Here is a 24,618-nt window from a genome sequence, read left to right as displayed (position 1 = left end):
CCGGTCGTCGCAATGCCAATATCAAAAAGTTTTGATATTGGGTGATCGACGGTTAGTCGGCCTTTCGCACCAGATCGAGGAAAGCGGCCGGGGCGGGGCTCAGGTTCTGCTTCGGCCGCCAGATGGCATGCAAAGAGCGCTCGATACGCAGGTCCGCTACCTCCAGGCGTACCAGACGGCCGCTGGCCAGTTCCTCGCGAACCATGTGCGGCGAGAGCCAGGCAATGCCACGGCCATCCTGCACCAGCCGCTTGAGCGCTTCCGTGCTGCCGATGGACATGCGCGCGCGCACTTCTATGCCGCGCTCGCGGTAGGCCTGCTCGACGCTGGCGCGGGTGGCTGAGCCTTCCTCGCGCAGGTAGTGGGGCTGACCGGCGAGCTCCCGTGCGTCGAGTCCACTGCGCCCGGCCAATGGGTGCGCCGGTCCGGCAACCGGGAGCAGGCGGTCACGGTCCAGCAGGTGGCTGGCGAAGGCCTGCTCATCGAAGGCGCCTTCCACGAATCCCAGGCTGATGCTGCCGTCCTCCAGTTGCGCGGCCACCTCGCGGGTATTGCTCACGGACAGGTCGATCGCCACGCAGGGGTGCAGTCGGTGGAAGCCCTCGATCAACTCCGGCAGCAGGTAGCTGCCCAGGGTGGCGCTGGCCCCCAGGCGCAGTTCGCCATCGTCCAGGCTGGCGAAACCGCGCAGGTCGCGCTCGGCTGCTTCCTCCAGGGCGAAGATGCGCTGGGCGTAATGCAGCAGCCGCTGGCCGCCTTCGGTCAGACTCACTCCGCGCGGGCGTCGATCGAACAGTGGCAGGCCGATGCTGGCTTCCAGGTCACGGATTTCCCGTGTCACCGCCGGCTGGCTGATGAATAGGCGTGCTGCACCGGCGCTGACGCTGCCGCTCTCGGCGACCGCGAGAAAGACCTTGAGGTGATGAAGATTCATAGATGAAAGGCATGCCAAAGATGCTGAATATGTATTTTTCATATAGCACAGCGCTCCCTACTCTGGCTCCGACATTCATCCCGCCACGGGATCACCCGACCGGAGTCCGCGATGCCTCGCCCCTTCACCCGTCTTGCCGAACCCTTCGCCTTCGTTCGTCAGTTCACGCCCAGCTGGTTTGCCATGACCATGGGTACTGGCGCGCTGGCATTGGTGGTGGCGGCACTGCCTTGGGGCGGGGCGATCGAGGCGCAGCTTGCGGAAGGCCTGTGGTTGTTCAACGCCGTGCTCTTTGGCGGCTTCGCCCTGCTGTTCCTTGCCCGCGTCCTGCTGTTCCGCGACACCGTGCGGCCCATGCTGTTGCACCCGGTGCAGTCGATGTTCCTCGGCGCCATCCCCATGGGGTTGGCGACCTTGATCAATGGCCTGGTGCTGTTTGGCGCGCCGCACTGGGGCTCCCAGGTGATCGCCCTTGCCCATGGCCTCTGGTGGCTGGATGTGGTGCTGGCCCTGGGCGCAGCCTTGCTGGTGCCTTACCTGATGTTCACCCGCCAGGATCACGCCCTGGAGAAGCTCACTGCAGTCTGGCTGCTGCCCATCGTCGCGCCGGAAGTGGCCGCCGCCGCAGCCGGGGTGCTGGCGCCGCATCTTGCCCCGGAAGCAGCGCGGCAGATGCTGGTGGTCGGCTACCTGCTATGGGGCGTGTCCCTTAGCCTGGCGTTCTCGCTGATCACCCTGGTGCTGCTGCGCCTGGCCCTGCACAAGCTGCCGGGCAGCGAATTCGCCGCCACCAGTTGGCTGCCAGTCGGGCCGCTGGCCACTGGCTGCCTCGGGCTGTTGAGCCTGGGCAAGGCCATGCCCGCTGCCTTTGCCGACACGCCACTGGCGGGCGTGGCGGAACTCGCTCGTGATCTTGGCCTGCTGGGTAGCCTGCTGCTGTGGGGCGCCGCGCTCTGGTGGCTGGTGATGGCGCTGTTCTGCACCCGTCGCCACCTGCGCCAGGACATGCGATTCAACCTGGGCTGGTGGGGCTTCACCTTCCCCCTGGCGGTGTTCACCCTGGCCACCTTTGAACTCCAGCGGCGCACCGGCATGGACTTCTTCGGGCCGATTGGCGCGGCGCTGGCGCTCGGATTGGCGCTGATCTGGCTGCAAGTGATGGCGCGGACACTGGCCGGACTCTGGCACGGAGAGCTGTTCCAGGCGCCCTGCCTTGCGGCTGCGGGAGGACTTTCGCGCAACTGACCGGTGAACAGCGACCATCTGTGATTGCCCGCGACCTGCCGGCTGGGCGAAAATAGCGGCCTTTTTTCGATTAGCCGTCTATTCAGACCTGCAGGAGATAAGCGATGCCCAGCCGTCGTGAGCGTGCCAATGCCATTCGTGCCCTAAGCATGGATGCTGTGCAGAAAGCCAACAGCGGCCACCCCGGCGCCCCCATGGGGATGGCCGATATCGCCGAAGTGCTCTGGCGGGATTACCTGCAGCACAACCCGAACAACCCCGAATGGCCCAACCGTGACCGCTTCGTGCTGTCCAACGGCCACGGCTCGATGCTGAACTACTCGCTGCTGCACCTGACCGGCTACGACCTCACCATCGAAGACCTGAAGAACTTCCGCCAGCTCGGCAGTCGCACTCCGGGCCACCCGGAATACGGCTATACCGCCGGCGTCGAGACCACCACCGGTCCGCTGGGCCAGGGCATCGCCAACGCTGTTGGCTTCGCCATCGCCGAAAAGACCCTGGCTGCCCAGTTCAACCGTGACGGCCACAACATCGTCGACCACAACACCTATGTGTTCCTCGGTGATGGCTGCATGATGGAAGGCATTTCCCACGAAGTTTGCGCACTGGCCGGCACACTCGGTCTGGGCAAGCTGGTCGCCTTCTACGATGACAACGGCATCTCCATCGATGGCGAAGTCCACGGCTGGTTCACCGACGACACTCCGAAGCGCTTCGAAGCCTACGGCTGGCAGGTGATCCGCAACGTCGACGGCCATGACGCCGATGAGATCAAGACCGCCATCGAGACCGCGCGCAAGTCCAGCGACCGTCCGACCCTGATCTGCTGCAAGACCGTGATCGGCTTCGGCTCGCCGAACAAGCAGGGCAAGGAAGAGTGCCACGGTGCCCCGCTGGGCAACGACGAGATTGCCCTGACCCGCGCCGCCCTGGGCTGGAACCATGCGCCCTTCGAAGTCCCGGCCGACATCTACGCCGAGTGGGACGCCAAGGCCGCCGGCGCCTCTCGCGAGGCTGAGTGGAACGAGCGCTTCAAGGCCTACGCCGCCGCCCATCCGGAACTGGCCGCTGAATTCCAGCGCCGCATCAAGGGCCAGCTGCCGGCCGACTTCTCCGCCAAGGCCGATGCCTATATCGCTGAGGTGGCCGCCAAGGGCGAAACCATCGCCAGCCGCAAGGCCAGCCAGAACGCCCTGAATGCCTTTGGCCCGCTGCTGCCGGAATTCCTCGGCGGCTCGGCTGACCTGGCCGGCTCCAACCTGACCCTGTGGAAGGGCTGCAAGGGCGTGTCCGCCGAGGATGCCTCTGGCAACTACCTGTTCTACGGCGTTCGCGAGTTCGGCATGAGCGCCATCATGAACGGCATCGCCCTGCACGGCGGTTTCATTCCCTACGGCGCCACCTTCCTGGTGTTCATGGAATACGCCTGCAATGCCGTGCGCATGGCTGCGCTGATGAAGAAGCGCGTGCTGTTCGTCTACACCCACGACTCGATCGGCCTGGGCGAAGACGGCCCGACTCACCAGCCGGTGGAGCAACTGGCCAGCCTGCGCTGCACCCCGAACCTGAACACCTGGCGTCCGGCCGACGCGGTGGAATCCGCCGTGGCCTGGAAGTCCTCCATCGAGCGCAATGATGGCCCGAGCGCGCTGATCTTCTCCCGCCAGAACCTGCCCCACCAGGCTCGCGACGCTGACCAGGTCGCGAACATCGCCCGTGGCGGCTATGTGCTGAAGGACAGCGACGGCGAACCGGAACTGATCCTGATCGCCACCGGCTCCGAAGTGGGCCTGGCTGTCCAGGCCTTCGAGGCGCTGACTGCCGCCGGTCGCAAGGTGCGCGTGGTGTCCATGCCGTCCACCAGCCTGTTCGACCAGCAGGACGCCGCGTACAAGCAGGCCGTGCTGCCGGTACAGGTTGGCGCGCGTATCGCCATCGAAGCTGCCCATGCGGACTTCTGGTACAAGTACGTCGGCCTGGAAGGTCGCGTGATCGGCATGACCACCTTCGGTGAGTCGGCGCCGGCCGCTGCACTGTTCGAACACTTCGGTTTCACCGTCGACAACATCGTCGCCACCGCCGAAGAACTGCTCGACGTCTGACCCGTTAATAGGAACGAGCTTGCTCGCGAAGCGTTTGTTTCGCGAGCAGGCTCGCTCCTACGGGGTTTCTTCTTCCTTTCCGGCCCTGCGAGCGCACCATGCCAAGCAACCGCCCCTTCAAAGTCGCCCTCAACGGCTACGGCCGCATTGGCCGTTGCGTGCTGCGCGCGCTCCACGAGCGTAGTGGCGGGGCGAGCTTCGAGATCGTCGCGCTGAACGACCTGGCCGATCAGGCCAGCATCGAATACCTGACCCGCTTCGACTCCACCCACGGCCGCTTCCCTGGCGAAGTCCGCGTGGACGGCGATTGCCTGCACATCAACGGCGACTGCGTGAAGGTGCTGCGCCACGCCGAGCCAGAGGGCATCGACTGGGCCGCCCTGGGCGTGGATCTGGTGCTGGAGTGCTCCGGCCAGTACACGCACCGCGAGCAGGCCGAGCGTTTCCTCGCTGCCGGCGCGCCGCGTGTGCTGCTGTCCCAGCCGATGTCCAACGAGTCGGACATCGACGCCACCATCGTCTTTGGCGTCAATCAGGACAGCTTGACCGGCACCGAGAAACTGGTGTCCAACGCATCCTGCACCACCAACTGCGGCGTACCGCTGCTGAAACTTCTCAACGAGTCCGTGGGTCTGGAGTACGTCTCCATTACTACCATCCACTCGGCGATGAACGACCAGCCCGTGATCGACGCCTACCACCACGAAGACCTGCGCCGCACCCGCTCCGCCTTCCAGTCGGTGATTCCGGTATCCACCGGGCTCGCCCGTGGTATCGAGCGCCTGCTGCCTGAGTTGACCGGGCGCATTCAGGCCAAGGCGATCCGGGTGCCGACGGTGAATGTGTCCTGCCTGGACATCACCTTGCAGACTGCCCGCGACACGTCGGCCGCTGAAATCAATCGTGTGCTTCGCGAAGCCGCCGAAAGCGGTCCGCTGAAAGGTCTCCTGGCCTACACCGAGCTGCCCCACGCCAGCTGCGATTTCAACCACGATCCCCATTCCGCCATCGTCGACGGCAGCCAGACCCGTGTGTCCGGCCCGCGCCTGGTCAACCTGCTGGCCTGGTTCGACAACGAATGGGGCTTCGCCAACCGTATGCTCGATACCGCAGACCACTATCTGCGGGTTTCCGCTGCTTCTCGTTAACTACCAGCCCCCGTGAAGGACTGACCCCATGACCGTGTTGAAAATGACCGACCTCGACCTCCAGGGTAAGCGCGTGCTGATCCGTGAGGATCTCAACGTGCCGGTGAAGGACGGCGTCGTGAAGAGTGATGCGCGCATCCTTGCCTCCCTGCCGACCATCAAGCTGGCATTGGAGAAGGGCGCGGCGGTAATGGTCTGCTCCCACCTGGGCCGTCCCACCGAAGGCGAGTTTTCTGAAGAGAACAGCCTGAAGCCGGTGGCTGACTACCTGAGCAAGGCCCTGGGCCGTGAAGTGCCGCTGGTGGCCGACTATCTGGGCGGCGTCGACGTTGCCCCCGGCCAGGTGGTGCTGTTCGAGAACGTGCGCTTCAACAAGGGCGAGAAGAAGAACGCCGATGAGCTGGCGCAGCAATACGCGGCGCTGTGCGACGTCTTCGTGATGGACGCCTTCGGCACCGCCCACCGCGCCGAGGGCTCCACTCACGGCGTGGCCAAGTTCGCCAAGGTCGCTGCGGCCGGCCCGCTGCTGGCCGCCGAGCTGGACGCCCTGGGCAAGGCCCTGGGTAACCCGGCCCGTCCGATGGCCGCGATCGTTGCCGGCTCCAAGGTTTCCACCAAGCTGGACGTTCTGAATTCCCTGTCGCAGATCTGCGACCAACTGATCGTTGGTGGCGGCATCGCCAACACGTTCCTCGCTGCCGCCGGCTACAAGGTGGGCAAGTCCCTGTACGAAGCCGACCTGGTGGATACCGCCAAGGCCATCGCCGCGAAGGTCAGCGTGCCGCTGCCGGTTGACGTGGTGGTTGCCAAGGAGTTCGCCGAGAGCGCCGCTGCTACCGTCAAGGCCATTGCCGACGTCGCCGACGACGACATGATCCTGGACATCGGTCCGCAGACCGCTGCCCAGTTCGCCGAGCTGCTGAAGTCCTCCAAGACCATCCTCTGGAACGGTCCGGTCGGCGTATTCGAGTTCGACCAGTTCGGCAACGGCACCAAAGTCCTGGCCCAGGCCATCGCTGAAAGCCCGGCCTTCTCCATCGCCGGCGGTGGCGACACCCTGGCCGCGATCGACAAGTACGGCGTGAACGAGCAGATCTCCTACATCTCCACCGGCGGTGGCGCTTTCCTGGAGTTCGTCGAAGGTAAGGTGCTGCCCGCCGTGGAAGTGCTGGAGCAGCGCGCCAAGGCGTAACGGCCTGCTGCGCGTCGGAATAGCTGCGTTGAAAATGGCTTCAGACTGCTCATTTACAGTCGTAAACTCCGCGTCTTCAGCCATTTTCGCCTTGCTCTTTTCTAGCTCGCGAGGCCGTGAAGATCAGTGTCGCTGGTGTAAAAGGCCTAAACCATGGCAGGCCCCCGTGGTCCCTTGATAGGGGATGCAAAGAGGAGTGCCTGCCATGCGCTACGCTGCGATTCTGCTGATTCTCTGTGCTGGACTCTGGGGTTGTGCCGGTGGCAAGCCGTCCAGCACCTGTGAAGTGATCAGCCCGCCCCAGGTGATAGTCCCGAGCAACCAGGACGACCAGCGGGTGGAGGCTCAGGCCAGTGGCGACCCCACTATGAGCGATGAAGGACAACAGCACTGCCCATGACGGAGCGGTGCGCGGATGGCCGGAGCCATCCCCCAAGGAGACGTGGATGAAAGGATGGTTCGCCTTCGCGGGCGTCGCGCTGTTGGCGGGTTGCGCTGGTCAGCAGGCCCCCAGCGACGACTGGGCCCGCTGGGTCTGCGACAGCCAGGCCGAAGTGCTGTGGCGTTTCAGTGATGCGACTCAGGAGAGCATCGACCTGCGCCTGGGTGGTGGTGACATCGTCCACCGCCTGAAGCGGGAACCCTCGGGCTCCGGCGCGCTCTACAGCGACGGCAACCTGGCTTTCCACACCAAGGGTGATGAAGGCCTGGTCTACTGGGTGGCGACCGATGATCTGATCGGTCGCGGCTGCAAGGCCCTCTGACCCGTTTTTGATTTCCCCCGGGGTTGGCGGATGACCGCTCCTCCCCGGGAACTTGAACCCGGCCTGCCCCTGCGGCAGGCTTTGTAATTTGACAGCCCACCCAATCGGGAGACTGAAACACCATGGCACTCATCAGCATGCGCCAGATGCTGGACCACGCCGCCGAATTCGGCTACGGCGTTCCGGCTTTCAACGTCAACAACCTGGAACAGATGCGCGCCATCATGGAAGCGGCCGACAAGACCGATTCCCCGGTGATCGTGCAGGCCTCCGCGGGTGCTCGCAAATATGCCGGCGCTCCCTTCCTGCGCCACCTGATCCTGGCTGCCATCGAAGAATTCCCGCACATCCCGGTGTGCATGCACCAGGACCACGGCACCAGCCCCGACGTCTGCCAGCGCTCCATTCAGCTGGGCTTCTCTTCCGTGATGATGGACGGCTCCCTGCGTGAAGACGGCAAGACCCCGTCCGACTACGAGTACAACGTCCGCGTTACCCAGCAGACCGTTGCCTTCGCCCACGCCTGCGGCGTGTCCGTGGAAGGCGAACTGGGTTGCCTGGGTTCCCTGGAAACCGGCCAGGCCGGCGAGGAAGATGGCGTTGGCGCGGAAGGCATCCTGGATCACAGCCAGATGCTGACCGACCCGGAAGAGGCTGCCGACTTCGTCAAGAAGACCCAGGTGGACGCCCTGGCCATCGCCATCGGCACCAGCCACGGCGCCTACAAGTTCACCAAGCCGCCGACCGGTGACATCCTCGCCATCGACCGCATCAAGGAAATCCACAAGCGCATCCCCAACACCCACCTGGTGATGCACGGTTCTTCCTCCGTTCCGCAGGACTGGCTGGCGATCATCAACGAGTTCGGCGGCGACATTAAGGAAACCTACGGTGTGCCGGTCGAAGAGATCGTCGAAGGCATCAAGTACGGCGTGCGCAAGGTCAACATCGACACCGACCTGCGTCTGGCCTCCACTGGTGCCATCCGTAGCTTCCTGGCCAAGAACCCGGCCGAGTTCGATCCGCGCAAATACTTCGCCAAGACTGTCGAAGCCATGCGCGACATCTGCATCGCCCGTTACGAAGCTTTCGGCACTGCCGGCAACGCCTCCAAGATCAAGCCGGTCTCCCTGGAAGGTATGTTCCAGCGTTACGCCAAGGGTGAGCTGGCCGCCAAGGTCAACTGATCCCGTCGTGCTTCACGAGGAGCCCCGCCATGCGGGGCTCTTTCGTATCCGGCAACAGGAGTTTCCGATGCGCCTGCCCCTGATGATGGGTTTCGCCCTGCTGCTCACGGGTTGCGCCGGCCAGCCGCCGGTGGCCCCTGCGCCGCCGCCCGAGCCGGTATCCAGCGATCCGCAGCAATGCCTGGATCGCACCGACTGCACCACCAAGACATCGCGCACCCTGATGTTCGTCTTCGACTATGCCGAAGCCGGCGGCGCCCTGGTGCAGCGCAAGGGCGTCTGGTTGTTCACGCCGTCGGCGGCGAAACCGTCCGGCTGGCCGTCGTTGAAGATCCGCCTGGCCGACCCGCCCGCTGGGCGCTTCGAGTTCGCCAGCCAGTGCCCGGCAGGCGATTGCCGGATCAGCGAAGGGGATCTGCTGAGGGTGTATCGCAGCTATCTGGGCGGTGATCCCTGCTCGTTGCTCGATCCGAAGGCGCTGGCGCGGTGCGTCGAGCCCGTCACCCCCAGCCCCTCTCCCTGAGTGAGAGGGGCGCCAGTTTGTGCCAAGGCCGTCGTTTGAGTTCGGCATCACGCCCAGTTTCCGGCGTCTGCATGCATTCAGGCGCGAGTCACCCCTCTCCTCTTCAGGGAGAGGGGCCAGGGGGGAGGGGGCTCAAGGCGCCCGATGCTCGATCTTCAGGCTGTAGAAGGTCGCCGCTCCCGCTTCCGTCTCATATCCTTCGTTGTCCTGCGCATACACCCCCGCCTTGAAGTACAGCGGTTTCGGCGCCCAGGCTGTGGAGAGCTGTTGGCTCCACAGGCTGCCATTGACCATGACGCTGAGCAGGCCGTTGGGTGTCAGGTCGATCACGTAGCTGAAGCGCTGGTTGAGCGGGATGCCGCTGAGCAAAGGGATCACCACGCTGGTTTCGTTGTCGGGAGAGTTGCGCACCTTGGCGACGATGTTGGCGGTCTGCGTCTTGGTCTTGAACTGGTACTCCAGCTTGAGCATGGGGCTGGTGCTGCCGTAGGCGTGGATCTGGCCGATTACCAGCTTGCCGGTGGAGGGTACCTGGCTGACCGCAAGGTTGGCGCTGAGCAGGTTGTCGGCGCTGGGGTAGGTCCAGTTGCGCAGCTTGCCATCGGCATAGGTTTCGCGCAGTTCGCTGCGTGGGTAGACGGCGTTGGCAGTAGTGCTGCCGTTTACCGGTACCCAGAAGCGCACGGTGGCGCCGTCATTCTGGAAGTAGTAGTCGCGGTAGCCGCCCACCAGTAGCGGGGTTTCGATGGTGACAGCGGGTACGCCTACGGGAAGGGTCAGGTTCCAGGTGGAGAGGTCGATCATCACGGAGTTCTCGAAAGAAGCTTCCGGTCGGGCGCTGCGAGTCCACGTCACACGAATGCAGGACAGTGTTCCGGCCAATGTCGCTCGAACCAAAAGTGAGGTTGCATGTGGCAGTTGCCCGCCGTTTCGTCCGAAGGCGTTTGGCCGTCTCGCGAGCGCTTTATACGAAGGCGCTGGTGCCTTTGTCAGTTACCGATTGTCGGCATATTGGCGTCAATAATACGTCAAATCTGGCATTGGCCAGTATTGCGATATTGCCTTTCCGTGGGCAGCAGAAAACGGCCGGAAATGACCGGCCTTGATGGATAAGGAAATTTTCTGATCAGCCGCGCCGGTTTTTTGAAAGGCTCTGGCTCGGTGCTATCAGCGATGTCTGTGGTGCGCTCGAAGGGGAATTTGCTGGAACCTTGAACTGCGTCGCAAAGCCCCTGGGAACTTTTCGGGAGGCAGTCGACTGGTCGGGAGACGCTCGCGGTTCGCCCTGCTCGGGTAGACTGTCGCGCCTTCAATTTCCGCCTGTTTCGTCATGACCAGTCTCAAGTACCTCCGTGGCTACCCGGCCAGCCTCCAGGACCAGGTCGCGCAAATGATCGCCACCGGCCGTCTCGGTGATTACCTGGAGCGGCGTTACCCGGGACGGCATGAGGTGCAGAGCGACAAGGCGCTGTACAGCTACGCCATGGCCCTGAAGCAGGAGCACCTGCGCAACGCTCCGGCGCCGGACAAGGTGCTCTACGACAACAAGCTCGATGTGGTGCACAAGGCCCTTGGCCTGAACACCGCGATATCGCGGGTTCAGGGCGGTAAGCTCAAGGCGAAGAAGGAAATCCGCGTCGCCTCGCTGTTCAAGGAAGCCGCTCCGGAGTTCCTGCAGATGATCCTGGTCCACGAGTTGGCGCACCTGAAGGAGCGCGATCACACCAAGGCCTTCTACCAGCTCTGCGAGCACATGCTGCCTGGCTACCACCAGCTGGAGTTCGACCTGCGCATCTACCTTACCTGGCGAGAACTGCCGACCTGACCGGAGCTGGCTCGTCGCTTTGATCGGATCACGCGCCATCGGTCCAGCATCGGTGTTCGGCTCCAGCGCACGGGGGCATGAAAAGCAATGTCTGCCCGACTAGGCTCATAGGTAGCAGCCGACCGAGGCCCGCGGACATGCGTCCGAGATTTCGTACCCTCTGCGTCATTCTCTGGGTGCTGGGCCTGATCCCCTTCGCCGATGGCCGTGAACTGCTCGCGGTCGGCACCGAATTCCCCGGAATCTATGTCCTCGATGCCAAGGGCGCACCCAGTGGTCTGGGCATCGACGTGATGCGTGCGATCGCCAGCGACCTGGGCGATCAGGTGCGCTTCGAAAGCTACCCCTGGGCGCGCGCCCAGAAGCTGGTGGAGGAGGGCCGCGCCGATGTGCTGATCGGCCCCTATCGGACCGCCGCACGGGAGCTTCGCTTCCAGTTTGCCGAGCCCGGCTTCTATCGCGACAGCGTGGTGTTCTACGCGCGCAGTGAGACGTCCTCCGCCTGGGACGGCACCCTGGCAAGCCTGAAGGGACAACGGATCGCCATCATCCATGGCTGGATCTACGGCGAGCGATTCGAGGCTATGCGCGGCCAGCTGGACCTGCATGTAACGCCCTCGGTCGAACTGGCGTTCCGGCTGCTGATGGCGGGCCGCGCCGACCTGGCCGCGAGCAACGAGCGCGATTCCCGGCCGCGCATAGTGGAGCTGGGCATCTCCGGCAAGGTGAGAAAGCTCACGCCGGTGATCGATACCCAGGTCGGCTACTTCGCCTTGCCCAGGGGGGAATCCCACCGACAGCTGCGCGACGACATCGGTCGTGTGCTGAAACAGATGCGTGCCGATGGTCGGCTGAAGGATCTCGCCAGGCCCTATGGCGTGCCGCTGCCCTGAGCAATCCGTCCGATTGGCATCAGACTCCCATGGGCGCCGTGATGGCGCATAGCTACACTGCGGCCACAAAAAATGGGGAGAACCGTGTTGAGCGCAGCAGAGTCGGATTACTCGATCTACCGAAAGGTGGTCACGCAGCTGATGAATGGCGAGGAGCAACTCCCCAGCCTGCCAATGATCACCCTGGACATCCGCCGCGCCCTGGCCGACCCGAACGTATCCGTCGCGCGTTTGAAGCAGGTGATCAGCAAGGACCCGGCACTCAGCGCGCTGCTGATGAAGCACGCCTCCAGCATCATGTTCCGCTCCAGCACGCCGCCGCGGACGCTGGAAGATGTGATCCGTCTGCTCGGCCTGCAGGAGGTGGATCGCATCACCCTGATCCACAGCCTGAAAAGTCTCTTCACCCTCCACAGCGCCGCCCACAAGCAACTGTTCATCGGTGTCTGGGGACGGCTTACACGTCATGCCGCCATCAGTGCGGTGCTTGCCCGCCCCCTGGGTTTCACCTCGCCAGACCACGCAATGCTGGCCAGCCTGCTCTGTGATGTCGGCGATCTGGCGGTGCTCTCCGCCTTCAAGGACGCCAGCCAGGTCCCGAGCCCAGAGGTCTACGCACGTCTCTGCCAGGAGTACGGCCAGTCCCTGAGTGTGATCGTGCTGAAGAAATGGGCGGTGGATCAGAGCTACATCGACGTCGTGCGCAGCGTCAGGCAGTGGGACGTCGACAGTGGCGGCCGGCTCAGCCTGATCGATCTGGTAAACCTGGGGCTCTACCACGCCCTGCGCGATGAGGGGCGACAGGCCCGGCTGCCAGCCATCGAGCAGTTGGCCGCCTACCGTAAGCTGGCGCCTCCGCTGGATGCCCTGGACGCCGACGGTGGTCTGGCCCTGGTGTCCGCGCACCAGGATGCGATCCAGCGCATGGTCAGCCTGCTGCGATAGAGGGCGCACCTATACTCAGGCGTACTGCTGCCCTGGGGTGTTTCATGCGCCGACTCTCGTTGCTGTGCCTCGGTTTGTGCCTGTGCTGGGCCGGCACCGTCGCGGCTGCCGAGCAATGGCGAGTGGCCGTGGCTGAAGTCCCCGGACTGGCCGAAGCGGATGGCACCGGACCACTGCTGGACCTGGTTCGAGCCATGGACCAGCAGCTCCCGGATATCGATTTCGAGCTGCAGATCATCCCTTTCGCACGCACCTTTCACCTGCTGCAGAACGGTCAGTGCGAGTTCCAGGTGCCGTTTCTCGGCAACCTGCCGCGTTTGCCGGCTGGGTTGCGCTATGGCTCGGGTCTGCTCTGGGAGGTTCGATTCGGTCTGTTCACCCGGCGTGCCAATAGCCTGAGCGTCGCCCAGTTGCTTGATCCGGCCCATGCGCTCAGTAGCGAGCGGCTGGCCGCAAGCGGTCTCGATGCCGGCCAGCAGGCGCAACTGATGCCGCTGCTGGGACACAGCTGGCGCGTGGATGAGCTACAGGAGCAGCTCGCCGCGCCGACCGTGACACCGGCCCTGCGCAGCCTGGCCTTTCCCTACAAGGTCGAGACTGATCGCGCCCATGCGCCCTGGCTTGGCTTTCCGGCGCTGTCTGGCAACAGCATCGAGGCCAGCCTGCAGAAGCTGGTGCGCGGCCGCATCGATGGCTACGTCTTCGCCGTGAACGAGACCGAACACGAAATCGATCGCCTGGGACTGCGTGAACAACTGCGCGCCCAGGATTTCGGCCTCTATCCGGTGAGGTGGCTGGTACCGGATACCCCGCGTGGCAGCCACGTGGACAAGCGCCTGACCGAAGCCTTGCGCAAGCTCCAGGCGCAACCTGGCTTCCAGCGGCTGCAGGCTCCATTGAACAAGCCGTCTCGGGACTGGAAGCCCTGGCCCTGATACAGCCGCGCGACATCCTCGGTCGAGATCGTGACCGGCCTCTTCTGTGCAATAGCACAAAGCTACTATTCTCCGGCGGTTAATCCCCGTTCCCAGGGGAGTCCTCCACAAAAAGAACGAAAGGCCGGACACATTGCCCGGGAGACACCCTCCCGCCTGGCACGGGTGACCGGAACCAGACGAGGGGTCGCAATGACAGCTTTGCTCACGCCAGGGGTACGCCTACTCGAGCGCTTCAGTTTCGCCCGCAAGTTCCAGTTGCTCTTCCTGTTGTTCATCCTGCCCCTGGGTTATGCCCTGTCCGTGATAGTTGGTGATTACCGTGATCGCCTCGGGGTCGTGGACGGCGAACTGAGCGGCTTGCGAGTCGTGCAGGCCCTTTCCGTCGTGCAGCATGAACTCGATGGCCAGCGCTTCCTGCTGGCGCGCCTCAAGGGTGGCGACGAGCGCGCGCGCCCGGCGCTGGAACAGCGTGCCGCCGCATTGGCCAAGGCGCTGGATCAGGTGGCGGTGCAGCTCAAGGTGGAAGGCATCGCCGGGCAGAGCCAGGTGCTGTTCGATGAGCTCCAGGGGCGTGCCAGTCAGGTGAAGCTGGACGGGGTACTGTCCCTGGCGCTTCCCGACGGGCTGGAGCGCTACCAGGGCATCCTGCAGGTGCTCCAGGCACTGCGCGAACAGGTTGCCACCGATTCCGGGCTGATCCTCGATCCCTGGCTCGACACCTATCTGATGATGGAGCAGCTCACCAGCGTGCAACCGCGCCTGCAGGAAACCCTGGGCAGCTTCGCCAGTAACGGCCATGGGGCGTTGGTGGCGCAGCACTTCACCCTGCAGAGCCGGGTGGCTCTGCGCGACCTGCGTCGCGCCCTGGGGGACACCGCGCGCCAGTTGCGCAAGGCCCGCAAGGCGCTGGCCCTGGCGCCGGGTGACATGAGCGCGCTGGAAGCGCCGTTCGCCGCAGCGGACGAAGGCATGGCCGGCTTCCTCGCCGGGGTGGACAAACAGGTCTTCGAGTCAACGCCTTTCACCCTGACACCTGCGCAGTTCGTCAGTCTGGTGGACGCACTGAACGGTCGCCTGCAGGACTTGCAGCAGGCACTGCAGGCACGCATGGCGTCGCGCCTGGGCGAGTATCGCGAACAAGCGCTGGGCAGCATGACGGAGGTGATGGGGGGGTTCGCGGCGCTGACGCTGCTGGCGTTGTACATGCTCCTGTGCCTGAACCAGTCCATCCGCCGGGGCACCGCGAGCATCACCGAAGCGACCGAAGGGCTGCGCGGCGGTGATCTCAGGGTCACGGCGAGGGTCCATGGACGCGACGACCTTGCGGGCATTGCCGAGGCCCTCAACGCAGCCCTGGCGCAATTGCGCGAGTCGTTGCTGGGGGTGAATCGCGAAAGCGAACAGCTGGGCGGCACGGTCGAGCAGCTCAGCAACCAGGCGCGGAATACGCTGGTATCAGTGGAACAGCAGCAGGGCCAGGTCAGCCAGATTGCCGCTGCCGCCACCCAGTTGGCTGCAACTGCCCAGAGCGTCGCTTCGAGTTGCGAGGACGCCGCCCGTGATGCGCTGCACACACGTGAGATCGCCATGCAGAGCAACCAGCGCAGCGCGCGCACCAGCGCCAGCATGAATCAGCTCAGCAGCAACCTGGGCAACAGCGTGGCTGCGTTGCAGCAGCTCCGCGAGCAGACCCGGCAGATCAACCAGGTGGTGGATGTGATCAAGGGCATCGCCGAGCAGACCAACCTGCTGGCGCTGAACGCCGCTATCGAAGCGGCGCGGGCCGGCGAGCAGGGGCGTGGCTTCGCCGTGGTGGCGGACGAAGTGCGCAGCTTGTCCCGGCGTACCCAGGACTCGACCGCCGAGATCGCGCAAACGGTCGCAGCGTTGCAGACCGTGGTGGGCGAGACCGTGGCACAGATCGAGGCCGCCTTCGGCCAGGCCGCAACCGACGTGGATAACGTGCTGGCCATGGGCGCCGACCTTTCCGGGATCGCCGAGGCGGTGCAGCGGGTGAGTGATCGCCTGGCGCAGATTGCCACCGCTTCCGAGCAGCAGGCCGCCACGGCGGACGAGGTGAGCGGCAGCATCCAGCAGGTGGACCAGGCCGCCAACCTGTTGCTGCAGGGCGCGCAGTCCGTCCAGGTGGCCGCCCAGCAGCTGCAGCAGGGCAGCCACGCCCTGACCCAGAACACCGGCCGCTTCCGTCTCGCCTGAGGAAGCAGCCGGGCCGGCCCTCAGACTCTCCAGAAGGGTTTGAGGGCCTCATCCAGCGCTTGTTCGCGGGTCAGGCCAATGTCCCGCAGGGCGTGGTCATCCAGTTCCAGCAGCTTGCGACGGGTGTGCAGGCGCATCCAGAAACGGTCCCAGCGATTGCCCGACAGGGCGGATGCGAGGGATACAGGCGTGCGCTGCTCCTGTTCCAGTTCCCGTGCGTGGAGAGTCAGGCGTACATCGCTCAGGCCGTTCATCATTGCGTTCCTCATGCCCTGTGGTGGATCGGGGTGAGAACATGATGTCCGTCGGCAATTTCACAATACAGATTCACGATCTGTATATTTTCTTCATACAGATTGCGTGATTTTCTATCTGAATCCCCAGTTCAGCACCCATCTGTAATGGTCCTGCTGCGTGTTAACTCCGATTCAGGAGACTGTCATGAAGCTCTACATCAAACTGGCCGAAACTCTTGGCGAGCGCATCGAACAGGGCTATTACCGCCCCGGCGACCGCCTGCCTTCGGTGCGTGCACTGAGCCTGGAGCACGGCGTGAGCCTGAGCACGGTGCAGCAGGCCTACCGGATTCTCGAGGATGGCGGACTGGCTGAACCCAGGCCGAAGTCCGGCTACTTCGTGCCGCCGCGCCGTCAGACACCCGCGCTGCCGGCGATGAGCCGCGCGCCGCAGCGGCCGGTGGATGTATCGCAGTGGAACGACGTGCTCGATCTGATCAAGCGCAGCGCCAAGGACAACGTCCTGCAACTCGGTCGCGGCATGCCTGACATCACCAGCCCGACCTTGAAACCCTTGTTGCGCAGCCTCGGCCAGATCAGCCGACGCCAGGACGGCAGCGGCCTCTACTACGACAGCATCTACGGCACCGAGGCGTTGCGTGAACAGGTGGCGCGCCTGGCGCTGGATTCCGGTTGCCAGATCCCCGCCAGCGATATCGTCATCACCACTGGCTGCCACGAGGCGCTGTCGGTAGCGATTCGCTCCACGTGCGAGCCGGGTGACATAGTCGCGGTGGATTCGCCGAGCTTCCACGGCGCCATGCAGACCCTGAAGGGCTTCGGCATGAAGGCCCTTGAGCTGCCCACGGACCCGCTCAACGGCATCAGCCTGGAGGCGCTGGAAATGGCCCTGGAACAGTGGCCGATCAAGCTGATCCAGCTCACCCCGAACTGCAACAACCCGCTGGGCTACATCATGCCGGAGGCACGCAAGCGCGCCCTGGTCACGCTGGCCCAGCGCTACGACGTGCCGATCCTGGAAGACGACGTGTACGGCGACCTCGCTTACCAGTACCCGCGTCCGCGCACCATCAAGTCTTTCGACGACGACGGCCGTGTGCTGCTCTGCAGTTCGTTCTCCAAGACAGTGGCACCGGGCATCCGCGTCGGCTGGATCGCCCCCGGCCGCTACCTCGACCGCGTGCTGCACATGAAGTACATCTCCACCGGCGCCACGGCGACCCAGCCGCAACTGGCGCTGGCCGAGTTCATCGGCAAGGGCCACTACGAACCGCACCTGCGGCGCATGCGCAGCCAGTACCAACACAGCCGCGACCAGATGATTGACTGGGTGATGCGCTATTTCCCCGAAGGCACCCGCGCCAGCCGGCCCCAGGGCAGCTTCATGCTGTGGGTGGAGCTGCCCGAGGATTTCGACACCTTGCGCCTGAACCGCGCCTTGCTGCCCAAAGGCGTACAGATCGCCGCCGGCAGCATCTTCTCCGCCTCCGGCAAGTACCGGAACTGCCTGCGGATGAACTACTCCTCCAAGCCGACCCCGGCGATCGAAGCGGCGGTGCGGAAGGTGGGGGAGACGATCAAGGAGTTGATGGGGGCGTAACCCGGGGTTTCAGGGCGTTTTCCTGTAGGAGCGAATTCATTCGCGAAAACCGCGAATGAATTCGGCAGGATGAGACTGGCCAGTGGCCCGCATCGCGAATGAACTCGCCCCCACGAGCTCGGTTCCATTCAGAGCCAGTGTGCGTCCCAGAAGGGGTAGTCGCCGATGTGGGCCACCAATCCTGCCCGCAAAGGGTTGGACACGATATAGCGAGCGACCTTCAACACATCCTCGCCCCGCCGCAAACCGTGGCCATGGAACCCGGGCTGCCAGACCACGCCGTCAATGCCCGACTGCATTCCGAGCTGTCTCGCGGACCGCCCCTTGAAGACCTTGACGACGGTCGAAAGGGAGATGGGTCCCCTGAGTTGAAACAGCCAATGCAGATGGTCAGGCATCAGTACCCAGGCCAATGAATTGATCACATTCTGCTCATGCAAGCGACGTAGCTCGGCGATGGCGATTCGGGCGTGGGTGAAGTCCCTGAACAGGGGCCGTCGGCCTTCCGTAGTGGTGGTGATGTGGTAGATCTGGCCGGGCAGAGAAATTCTGCCCGCCCTGAGGTCCTTGCTCGGCATGTCCATTGCGTCCTGATGTCGAAGGCAAAGACTGTAAAAGTCCGTGGCAGAAGCCGGCGCCTGCCGAAGCTGGGAATTCACTGAATGTAGCGAACGGATGAACCCCTACGACTTGTGGGAAAGCATTCGCGAATGAATTCGCTCCCACAAGGCATGTGGTGCAGGCGGCGGATGACTCTCCTACGCCACCTTCCCCTCATTCAGCAGATGCGCCGCCAGGGTCCGCAGCGCCCCTAGCTGCCGACAGATCAGTCCCAGCTCGGTCTGCACCAGGCGTGGGCGGTCGTCCATGTCTTCCGGAAGCTGCTCCAGGGCCTTGGCGAGTGCATCCTCCTCGTCGCGATGGATACTGATCGGGCGACGGTCGGTCAGGCCCTGGGCGATGCAGTCGAGGCTTTCGGCAATCTGTTCGGCGGCTTCATTGATGGTCGGCGTCAGGGCTTCACCGGGGGTTTCGCTGCGGTGCGCGCCGAGCGCGGAGAGATAGCTCAGCAGCGTGTGGGAAAGCACCAGGAAGCGGAAGCCGATGTCCGCTTCCTTCCGGAAGTGGCCCGGCTCCATGAGCATGTTGGAGAGGGTGGTGGACAGCGCCGCGTCGGCGTTGTGGGCGTTGCGTCGGGCCAGGCGGTAGGCCAGGTCGTCGCGTTTGCCGATGGCGTACTGCTGCATGATCTGCCGCAGGTAGCGGCTGTTGCAGGCGAGCGTGTTGGCCACCACCTGGTTGAGCCGGCGACCCTGCCAGTCGGGCAGGATGAAGATCACCGCCAGGCCGGCGATCAGCGCGCCGAGCAGCGTGTCCACCAGACGTGGCAGGAACAGGCCGTAGCTGTTGCCGATCTGGTTGAAGCAGAACAGCACCATCAGCGTGATCGCGGCCGTGGCCAGGGTGTAGCGAGTGGCGCGGGTGGCGAAGAAGATCACCCCGGCGACCACCGCGAAGACCGATTGCACCAGGGCGCTGGGGAACAGGTCGAACAGCGCCCAACCCAGCGCCAGGCCGAGCAGAGTGCCGACGATCCGCTGTACCAGTTTGCGCCGGGTGGCGCCAAAGTTGGGCTGGCAGACGAATACCGTGGTCAGCAGGATCCAGTAGCCCTGCTCGGGGTGGATCAGGTGCAGCACGCCATAGCCGGCGGTCAGGGCCAGGGCCATGCGCAGCGCGTGGCGGAACACCAGGGATGTGGGGGTGAGGTTCTGCCTGAGGCGTTCCCAGACGTCTTTCAGTCCTTTCGGCGAGCGATCCAGCAGGCTGGCGTCCTGGGCTTCGGCGAGGGCGTCGGGGTTGCTGGCATCGATCAGCAGGCGGTCAAGGGTGCCGAGGTTGCGCGCCAGCGCGTTGAGCGAGCGCAGCAGGCCGCGCCAGGCCGGATTGCTCTGGATGCGCAGGTGCTCCAGGGATTTGTTCAGGTCTTCCAGGGCCTGGGCTCCGTCCAGGTAGTCGAAGGGCTGGCGCATCTGGATCGCGCGGCCCAGTGCCTGGCAGGCGCCGCCTTGCTGGCGCAGCAGGCGTTGGCAGCGGAAGAGTACGTCACTATGGAAGAAGGCTTCGGCCAGCTCGTTATAGGCGTAATGGGAGGAGCTGGCGCGCTCGTGGATGTCTTGCGCCAGGAAGTAGAGCTTGAGGTAGCGGCTGACCTTGGGGCCGGGCCGGCCGTTGCCGACCCGGTGCAGGATGATCTCCTTGGTTGCGTTCAGTGCGGCCACGACCTTGCCGTTCTGCCGCGCCAGTTCCAGCCGACGGGCTTCCACGTCGAGCTGGCGCACCGGTTCCAGCAGCGCTGACTTCAGTTTGAGGTACTGTCCCAGCTCGCGGAACAGCCGGGCCAGGCTCTGCTGCACCGGCTGGTGGGTGAAGAGCGCCTGCCAGAGTACCGAGAGCAGGCCGTACCAGGCGGCGCCGGCCACCAGCAGGGCGGGTTCCTGCCAGAGGTTGGTGAGCACACCGCCGCGCTGGTCGACGCCGATCATGGTGTAGATGGAGAGGATCAGCGTCGCTGAGGCGATGGTGGCGTAGCGCTCGCCAAGGGCGCCGAGCATGGTCAGGCCGAAGCTGGCCACGGCCAGGGCGCCGACGAAGACCCATGGATAGGGGAACAGCAGTTCCACGGACAGCGAGGCGACGCTGAAGCAGCCGAGGGTCACCAGCAGTGCCGTCAGGCGCCCCTGCCAGCTGTCGTCGGTTTCTGCCAGGGCGCTGGCAATGATGCCGAGGAAGAGTGGAATGAGCAGGTCCAGGCGGTCCTGCTGCCAGCACAGCGCCATGCTCCCAGTGAGGGCGACGAAGACGCGCAGGCTGTAGCTGAACTTGTCCAGCGCCCAGAGGCGGCGCAGCGTTTGAGTGAATCGGGTCGAGGGCATAGGGGCCTTGTGGGCGAATGTCCGTGTACGGCTGTGCTGCCGGGTACAGCCTAAGGGCAGCGGGTGGCGCTGTCAGCCACCCTGTCGCATTCGATGCTGGAGCGCGGCGCGAGTCACATTGCGGGGTCGCTGAATCAGGCACGGAAGTACCGGGTATCTGGTCGCTGCCGAAGTTTTCGTGCAGTCTTGGCTACCTGCCGGCCAGACCTGTTCTCGGATGCCTTTGCATGAGACGACGCTGTGGTTTTGCCTTCTTCGCCCTGCTTCTCGCCACCGCGAGTGCCCCTGCTGAAACCTTGCGCATGGCCGCCGATGTCTGGCCGCCCTTCACCGATGCCAGTCTGCCGGGCAATGGACTTGCGAGCGAGTTGGTGAGCACCGCGCTCAAGCGCGCCGGGCACCGCCCCGAGTTTGTCCAGGTGCCATGGGCTCGCGCCCTACGCGGAGTCCAGGTGGGCGATTACGACCTGATCGTCAATGCCTGGTACAGCGAGGAGCGAGCGGGCTACGGTGAGTTCTCCAAGCCGTACCTGACCAATCGCGTCCTCTTCCTCAAGCGCAAGGGCAGCGATTTCCTGTTCCAGTCGTCGGCCGATCTGAAACACCAGAGCATTGCCGTGGTGCGTGGCTATAGCTATCTGCCGAGCTTCGATGCCGATGCGGGACTGAGCAAGGTGCCGGTGAAGAACTTCCAGATGGGGGCACGAATGCTTGCCGCCGGGCGTGTGCAACTGACCCTGGAAGACGAGTTGGTAGCGCGTTTCTACCTCAATGGAGAGCTGGCGGGCATTCGCGACCAGCTGGAGTTCCTGCCCCGGCCGCTCAGCGAGAATGGCTTGCACATCCTGGTGCGCCGTAGCCACCCACGGCATCGGCAATTGGTGGAGGAGTTCGACCAGGCCATGGAGGCCATGCGCGAAGACGGCACCTATCAGTCCATCTTCGCCCGCCACGGCCTGTCCAGCCCCTGACAAGGCCTCCTGCACGTCGGAATGACTGCGCTGCGAATGGTTCGCAGAGGTCGGATTCCGACGCAGGTCAGAGGATGCGAACCTTGTAGGTGCGTCCCTTGATCTTGCCTTCACTGAGGCGTTTAAGCGCTTGCTTGGCAATCCCGCGCTCGACCGCGACGAAAGCCTGGAAGTCGAAGACGGCAATCTTGCCCACCTGGCTGCCCGGAATCCCCGCCTCGCCGGTGAGGGCGCCGACGATGTCGCCGGGGCGAAGTTTCTCCTTGCGGCCACCATTGATGCACAGGGTGGCCATGGGCGGCAGCAGGGGATCGCGGTTCTTCACGATCAATTCATCGAGGCGCTGCCAGCTCAGCGGAGCTTGCTGCAGGTCTTCGATGGCTTGGGCGCGGTTGGCTTCGGCCGGCGCCACCAGGCTCAGGGCCAGGCCCTTCTCGCCAGCGCGGCCGCTGCGGCCGACGCGGTGGATGTGCACTTCCGGGTCGCGGGACAGCTCGACGTTGATCACCGCTTCCAGGCCGGCGATGTCCAGGCCTCGAGCGGCGACATCGGTGGCCACCAGCACGCTGCAGCTCTGGTTGGCGAACAGGGCCAGCACCTGGTCGCGCTCGCGCTGTTCCAGGTCGCCATGCAGCGACTGTACGGAAATGCCGTTGTCGCGCAGATGGGCTTCCAGTTCCTGGCACTGCTGGCGGGTATGGCAGAAGGCGACGCAGGACTGCGGACGGTTGCTTTGCAACAGACGCAGTACGGCATCCATGCGCTGACGCGGGTCGATTTCGTAGAAGCGTTGCTCGATCTGGCTGTCGTCGTGCAGGGCTTCGACCTTCACCTGCTGCGGTTCGCGCATGAAGGTCTTGGCCAGTTGGGCGATGCCGGCTGGGTAGGTGGCGGAGAACAGCAGGGTCTGCCGACGCGCCGGCAACTGGCCAATGATATCGGCGATGCTGTCGTAGAAGCCCATATCGAGCATGCGGTCGGCTTCGTCGAGCACCAGGGTGTTGAGGCCGTCGAGCACCAGAGTGCCTTTGCGCAGGTGCTCCTGGACACGGCCAGGGGTGCCGACGATGACGTGGGCGCCATGCTCCAGGGAGCCCACCTGGGGACCGAACGGGACGCCGCCGCAGAGGGTCAGCACCTTGATGTTGCCGTGGCCACGAGCCAGGCGACGGATTTCCTTGGTCACCTGATCGGCCAGCTCGCGGGTGGGGCAGAGCACCAGTGCCTGGCAGCCGAAGAAGCGCGGGTTGAGCGGCTCCAGCAGGCCAATGCCGAAGGCAGCGGTCTTGCCACTGCCGGTCTTGGCCTGGGCGATCAGGTCCTTGCCCTTGAGGATCAACGGCAGTGCCTGGGCCTGGATCGGCGTCATGTCGCGGTAGCCCAGCGTCTCCAGGTTGGCCAGGGTGGCCTCGGAGAGGGGCAGGGAAGAGAAGGCGGTGGTGGTCACGGGGCGGGCCTGAAAGTCTAAATGGCGCGCAGTTTAGCAGGCTCCTGCGCGCCTCCCCCGTCACTCGTCGATATCGCGGTGCACGCGGCGCACCGCACGCCCGCTATCGGGCGGCAACTGGAAGAAGATTGCCGCCGCCAGCAGGGTCAGTGCACCAACACACAAGTAGGTCGCCTGGAAGGCCTCCAGCACGCTGGGCGCGTCGGGTTTGCCAAAGCCGCCGAGCAACGCCGCCGCCACCGCTACGCCGAGGCTCATGGACAGCTGCATCACCACGGACAGCAAGCTGTTGCCGCTGCTGGCCTGGTGGTCGTCGAGGTCCAGCAGGGTGACGGTATTCATCGCCGTGAACTGCATCGAGTTCACCGCTCCCAGTACTCCCAGGTGCAGGAGCAGCAGCGGGTAGGGTGTATTGGCGTCGATCAGCGACAGGCTGGCGATCATCGCCCCCAGCAGCACCGTGTTGCCGAGCAGCAGGCGGCGATAGCCGAGGCGGTCCAGCAAGGGCTTGGCCAGGGGCTTGGCGGCCATGGCCGAGAGCGCCAGGGGGATCATGGTCATCCCTGCCTGGGCTGGTGGGTAACCCAGCGCGACCTGCAACAGCAGCGGTGTGAGGAAGGGCAAGGCGCCGCTGCCGAGACGCGAGAAAAGGTTGCCAAGAATGCCGGCGGCGAAGGTCCGGGTGCGAAACAGCGAAGGCGCGAACAACGGCCGCTCGACTTGCACCGCATGCAGCCAGTAGACGGCGAGGCAGGCCAGGCCGCCGAGCAGCAGGAGCATCACCCGCACATGGGGCAGGTGAAGCTCACCCAGGCCTTCCAGGGCGATGGTGATCAGCACCATGGCGGTGCCGAAGAGCAGGAAGCCGAAGAGGTCCAGCCGGACCGATCCGCTGCCGCGCAGGTCGGGCATGAAGCGCCACGCGGCAAGTCCGCCGACCAGGCCCACCGGGATGTTGATCAGGAAGATCCAGTGCCAGCTGACGTATTCCACCAGCCAGCCGCCCAGGGTCGGACCGATGAGCGGACCGACCAGGCCGGGCAGGGTGATGAAACTCATGATCCGCACCAGCTCCGTGCGTGGATAGGCGCGCAGCACGACCAGCCGGCCCACCGGCATCATCAGCGCGCCGCCAAGGCCTTGCACCACTCTAGCGCCCACCAGTTGCGGCAGGTTCGAGGACAGCGCGCAGAACAACGAGCCCAGGCTGAACAGCAGCACGGCGCCAAAGAACACCCGGCGTGTTCCGAAACGGTCGGCGATCCAGCCGGAGGCCGGAATAAGCAGGGCCACGGTCAGCATGTAGGCGATGATCACCGACTGCATGCGCAGCGGGTCTTCGGCAAGGTCGCGGGCCATGGCGGGCAGGGCGGTGTTGAGGATGGTGCCGTCGAGGGCCTGCATGAAGAAGGCCACCGCCACCAGCCAGGGCAGCATGCGGGTGGTGCGGGCATCGAGGGAGACGGGCTCGGCCATGTCGATCCTTACTTA

At 64.6% G+C, this 24,618-nt stretch carries 22 protein-coding genes; 15 read left to right on the top strand and 7 right to left on the bottom strand.

Going from position 1 to position 24,618, the window contains the following annotated elements:
- Positions 1-52: 52 nt before the first annotated feature.
- Positions 53-934, bottom strand: coding sequence for a LysR family transcriptional regulator (locus E8E75_RS09560; RefSeq protein WP_120653519.1), 882 nt, complete (start codon positions 932-934; stop codon positions 53-55).
- Between the two features lie 111 nt (positions 935-1,045).
- On the opposite strand from E8E75_RS09560, the gene E8E75_RS09555 reads away from it, so the two are divergent.
- The 8 genes from E8E75_RS09555 (at position 1,046) to E8E75_RS09520 (ending at position 9,098) form a co-directional block, all read left to right on the top strand.
- Positions 1,046-2,179 (top strand): TDT family transporter, encoded by a 1,134-nt coding sequence (locus E8E75_RS09555; protein ID WP_120653518.1) that lies wholly within the window; start codon positions 1,046-1,048, stop codon positions 2,177-2,179.
- A 104-nt stretch (positions 2,180-2,283) separates the two neighbouring features.
- Positions 2,284-4,284: a transketolase gene (gene tkt / locus E8E75_RS09550; RefSeq protein ID WP_120653517.1), complete on the top strand. Its 2,001-nt coding sequence runs from the start codon at positions 2,284-2,286 to the stop codon at positions 4,282-4,284.
- Positions 4,285-4,382: 98 nt separating this feature from the next.
- A complete protein-coding gene (gene epd / locus E8E75_RS09545; protein WP_120653516.1) occupies positions 4,383-5,432 on the top strand; it encodes an erythrose-4-phosphate dehydrogenase in 1,050 nt (349 codons plus the stop codon).
- Positions 5,433-5,460: 28 nt separating this feature from the next.
- The gene (locus E8E75_RS09540; RefSeq protein WP_120653515.1) at positions 5,461-6,624 is read left to right on the top strand and encodes a phosphoglycerate kinase; all 1,164 of its coding nucleotides are present in this window, start codon (positions 5,461-5,463) and stop codon (positions 6,622-6,624) included.
- 205 nt (positions 6,625-6,829) lie between these two features.
- On the top strand, positions 6,830-7,024 hold the full coding sequence (locus E8E75_RS09535; protein ID WP_120653514.1) for a hypothetical protein: 195 nt from the start codon (positions 6,830-6,832) through the stop codon (positions 7,022-7,024).
- 46 nt (positions 7,025-7,070) lie between these two features.
- On the top strand, positions 7,071-7,388 hold the full coding sequence (locus E8E75_RS09530) for an MliC family protein (RefSeq protein ID WP_120653513.1): 318 nt from the start codon (positions 7,071-7,073) through the stop codon (positions 7,386-7,388).
- Between the two features lie 122 nt (positions 7,389-7,510).
- The gene (gene fba, locus E8E75_RS09525) at positions 7,511-8,575 is read left to right on the top strand and encodes a class II fructose-bisphosphate aldolase (protein ID WP_120653512.1); all 1,065 of its coding nucleotides are present in this window, start codon (positions 7,511-7,513) and stop codon (positions 8,573-8,575) included.
- A 67-nt stretch (positions 8,576-8,642) separates the two neighbouring features.
- On the top strand, positions 8,643-9,098 hold the full coding sequence (locus E8E75_RS09520; RefSeq protein WP_120653511.1) for a hypothetical protein: 456 nt from the start codon (positions 8,643-8,645) through the stop codon (positions 9,096-9,098).
- 132 nt (positions 9,099-9,230) lie between these two features.
- Here the strand turns inward: E8E75_RS09520 and E8E75_RS09515 are convergent, their stop codons facing one another.
- Entirely contained in the window at positions 9,231-9,902 is a 672-nt protein-coding gene (locus tag E8E75_RS09515; RefSeq protein WP_153918777.1) for a polysaccharide lyase family 7 protein, read from the bottom strand.
- Positions 9,903-10,428: 526 nt separating this feature from the next.
- Between E8E75_RS09515 and E8E75_RS09510 the strand changes: the two genes are divergently transcribed.
- From E8E75_RS09510 to E8E75_RS09490, 5 genes are all read left to right on the top strand, one after another.
- Complete coding sequence (locus E8E75_RS09510; RefSeq protein WP_120653509.1) at positions 10,429-10,923, top strand: M48 family metallopeptidase; 495 nt, start codon at positions 10,429-10,431, stop codon at positions 10,921-10,923.
- Positions 10,924-11,060: 137 nt separating this feature from the next.
- Positions 11,061-11,816 (top strand): transporter substrate-binding domain-containing protein, encoded by a 756-nt coding sequence (locus E8E75_RS09505; protein ID WP_120653508.1) that lies wholly within the window; start codon positions 11,061-11,063, stop codon positions 11,814-11,816.
- A gap of 87 nt (positions 11,817-11,903) precedes the next feature.
- Positions 11,904-12,761, top strand: a complete 858-nt coding sequence (locus E8E75_RS09500) for an HDOD domain-containing protein (RefSeq protein ID WP_120653507.1) — start codon at positions 11,904-11,906, stop codon at positions 12,759-12,761.
- Positions 12,762-12,805: 44 nt separating this feature from the next.
- Positions 12,806-13,696, top strand: coding sequence for a hypothetical protein (locus E8E75_RS09495; RefSeq protein ID WP_120653506.1), 891 nt, complete (start codon positions 12,806-12,808; stop codon positions 13,694-13,696).
- A 192-nt stretch (positions 13,697-13,888) separates the two neighbouring features.
- Positions 13,889-15,916, top strand: a complete 2,028-nt coding sequence (locus E8E75_RS09490) for a methyl-accepting chemotaxis protein (RefSeq protein WP_153918779.1) — start codon at positions 13,889-13,891, stop codon at positions 15,914-15,916.
- A 20-nt stretch (positions 15,917-15,936) separates the two neighbouring features.
- Here E8E75_RS09490 and E8E75_RS09485 read toward each other — a convergent pair whose 3' ends face one another.
- Positions 15,937-16,170, bottom strand: a complete 234-nt coding sequence (locus E8E75_RS09485) for a DUF1127 domain-containing protein (protein WP_120655301.1) — start codon at positions 16,168-16,170, stop codon at positions 15,937-15,939.
- Positions 16,171-16,357: 187 nt separating this feature from the next.
- Between E8E75_RS09485 and E8E75_RS09480 the strand changes: the two genes are divergently transcribed.
- Positions 16,358-17,773, top strand: a complete 1,416-nt coding sequence (locus tag E8E75_RS09480) for a PLP-dependent aminotransferase family protein (protein ID WP_120653504.1) — start codon at positions 16,358-16,360, stop codon at positions 17,771-17,773.
- Between the two features lie 128 nt (positions 17,774-17,901).
- Here E8E75_RS09480 and E8E75_RS09475 read toward each other — a convergent pair whose 3' ends face one another.
- Both E8E75_RS09475 and yccS read right to left on the bottom strand, forming a co-directional pair.
- Entirely contained in the window at positions 17,902-18,351 is a 450-nt protein-coding gene (locus E8E75_RS09475) for a transposase (RefSeq protein ID WP_305955669.1), read from the bottom strand.
- A 180-nt stretch (positions 18,352-18,531) separates the two neighbouring features.
- Entirely contained in the window at positions 18,532-20,709 is a 2,178-nt protein-coding gene (gene yccS, locus E8E75_RS09470; protein WP_120653502.1) for a YccS family putative transporter, read from the bottom strand.
- A 227-nt stretch (positions 20,710-20,936) separates the two neighbouring features.
- On the opposite strand from yccS, the gene E8E75_RS09465 reads away from it, so the two are divergent.
- On the top strand, positions 20,937-21,680 hold the full coding sequence (locus E8E75_RS09465; protein WP_120653501.1) for a transporter substrate-binding domain-containing protein: 744 nt from the start codon (positions 20,937-20,939) through the stop codon (positions 21,678-21,680).
- Between the two features lie 67 nt (positions 21,681-21,747).
- Here the strand turns inward: E8E75_RS09465 and dbpA are convergent, their stop codons facing one another.
- Together dbpA and mdtD are read right to left on the bottom strand one after the other, a co-directional pair.
- A complete protein-coding gene (dbpA, locus tag E8E75_RS09460; RefSeq protein WP_120653500.1) occupies positions 21,748-23,127 on the bottom strand; it encodes an ATP-dependent RNA helicase DbpA in 1,380 nt (459 codons plus the stop codon).
- 60 nt (positions 23,128-23,187) lie between these two features.
- Complete coding sequence (gene mdtD / locus E8E75_RS09455; RefSeq protein ID WP_153918781.1) at positions 23,188-24,603, bottom strand: multidrug transporter subunit MdtD; 1,416 nt, start codon at positions 24,601-24,603, stop codon at positions 23,188-23,190.
- Positions 24,604-24,618: the final 15 nt, after the last annotated feature.

It is taken from the genome of Pseudomonas sp. BN606 (genome assembly GCF_029873115.1).
GTDB lineage: Bacteria > Pseudomonadota > Gammaproteobacteria > Pseudomonadales > Pseudomonadaceae > Metapseudomonas.
The sequence above is the reverse complement of the archived record's forward strand: the minus strand, read 5'-3'. Positions and strand labels throughout refer to the sequence as shown.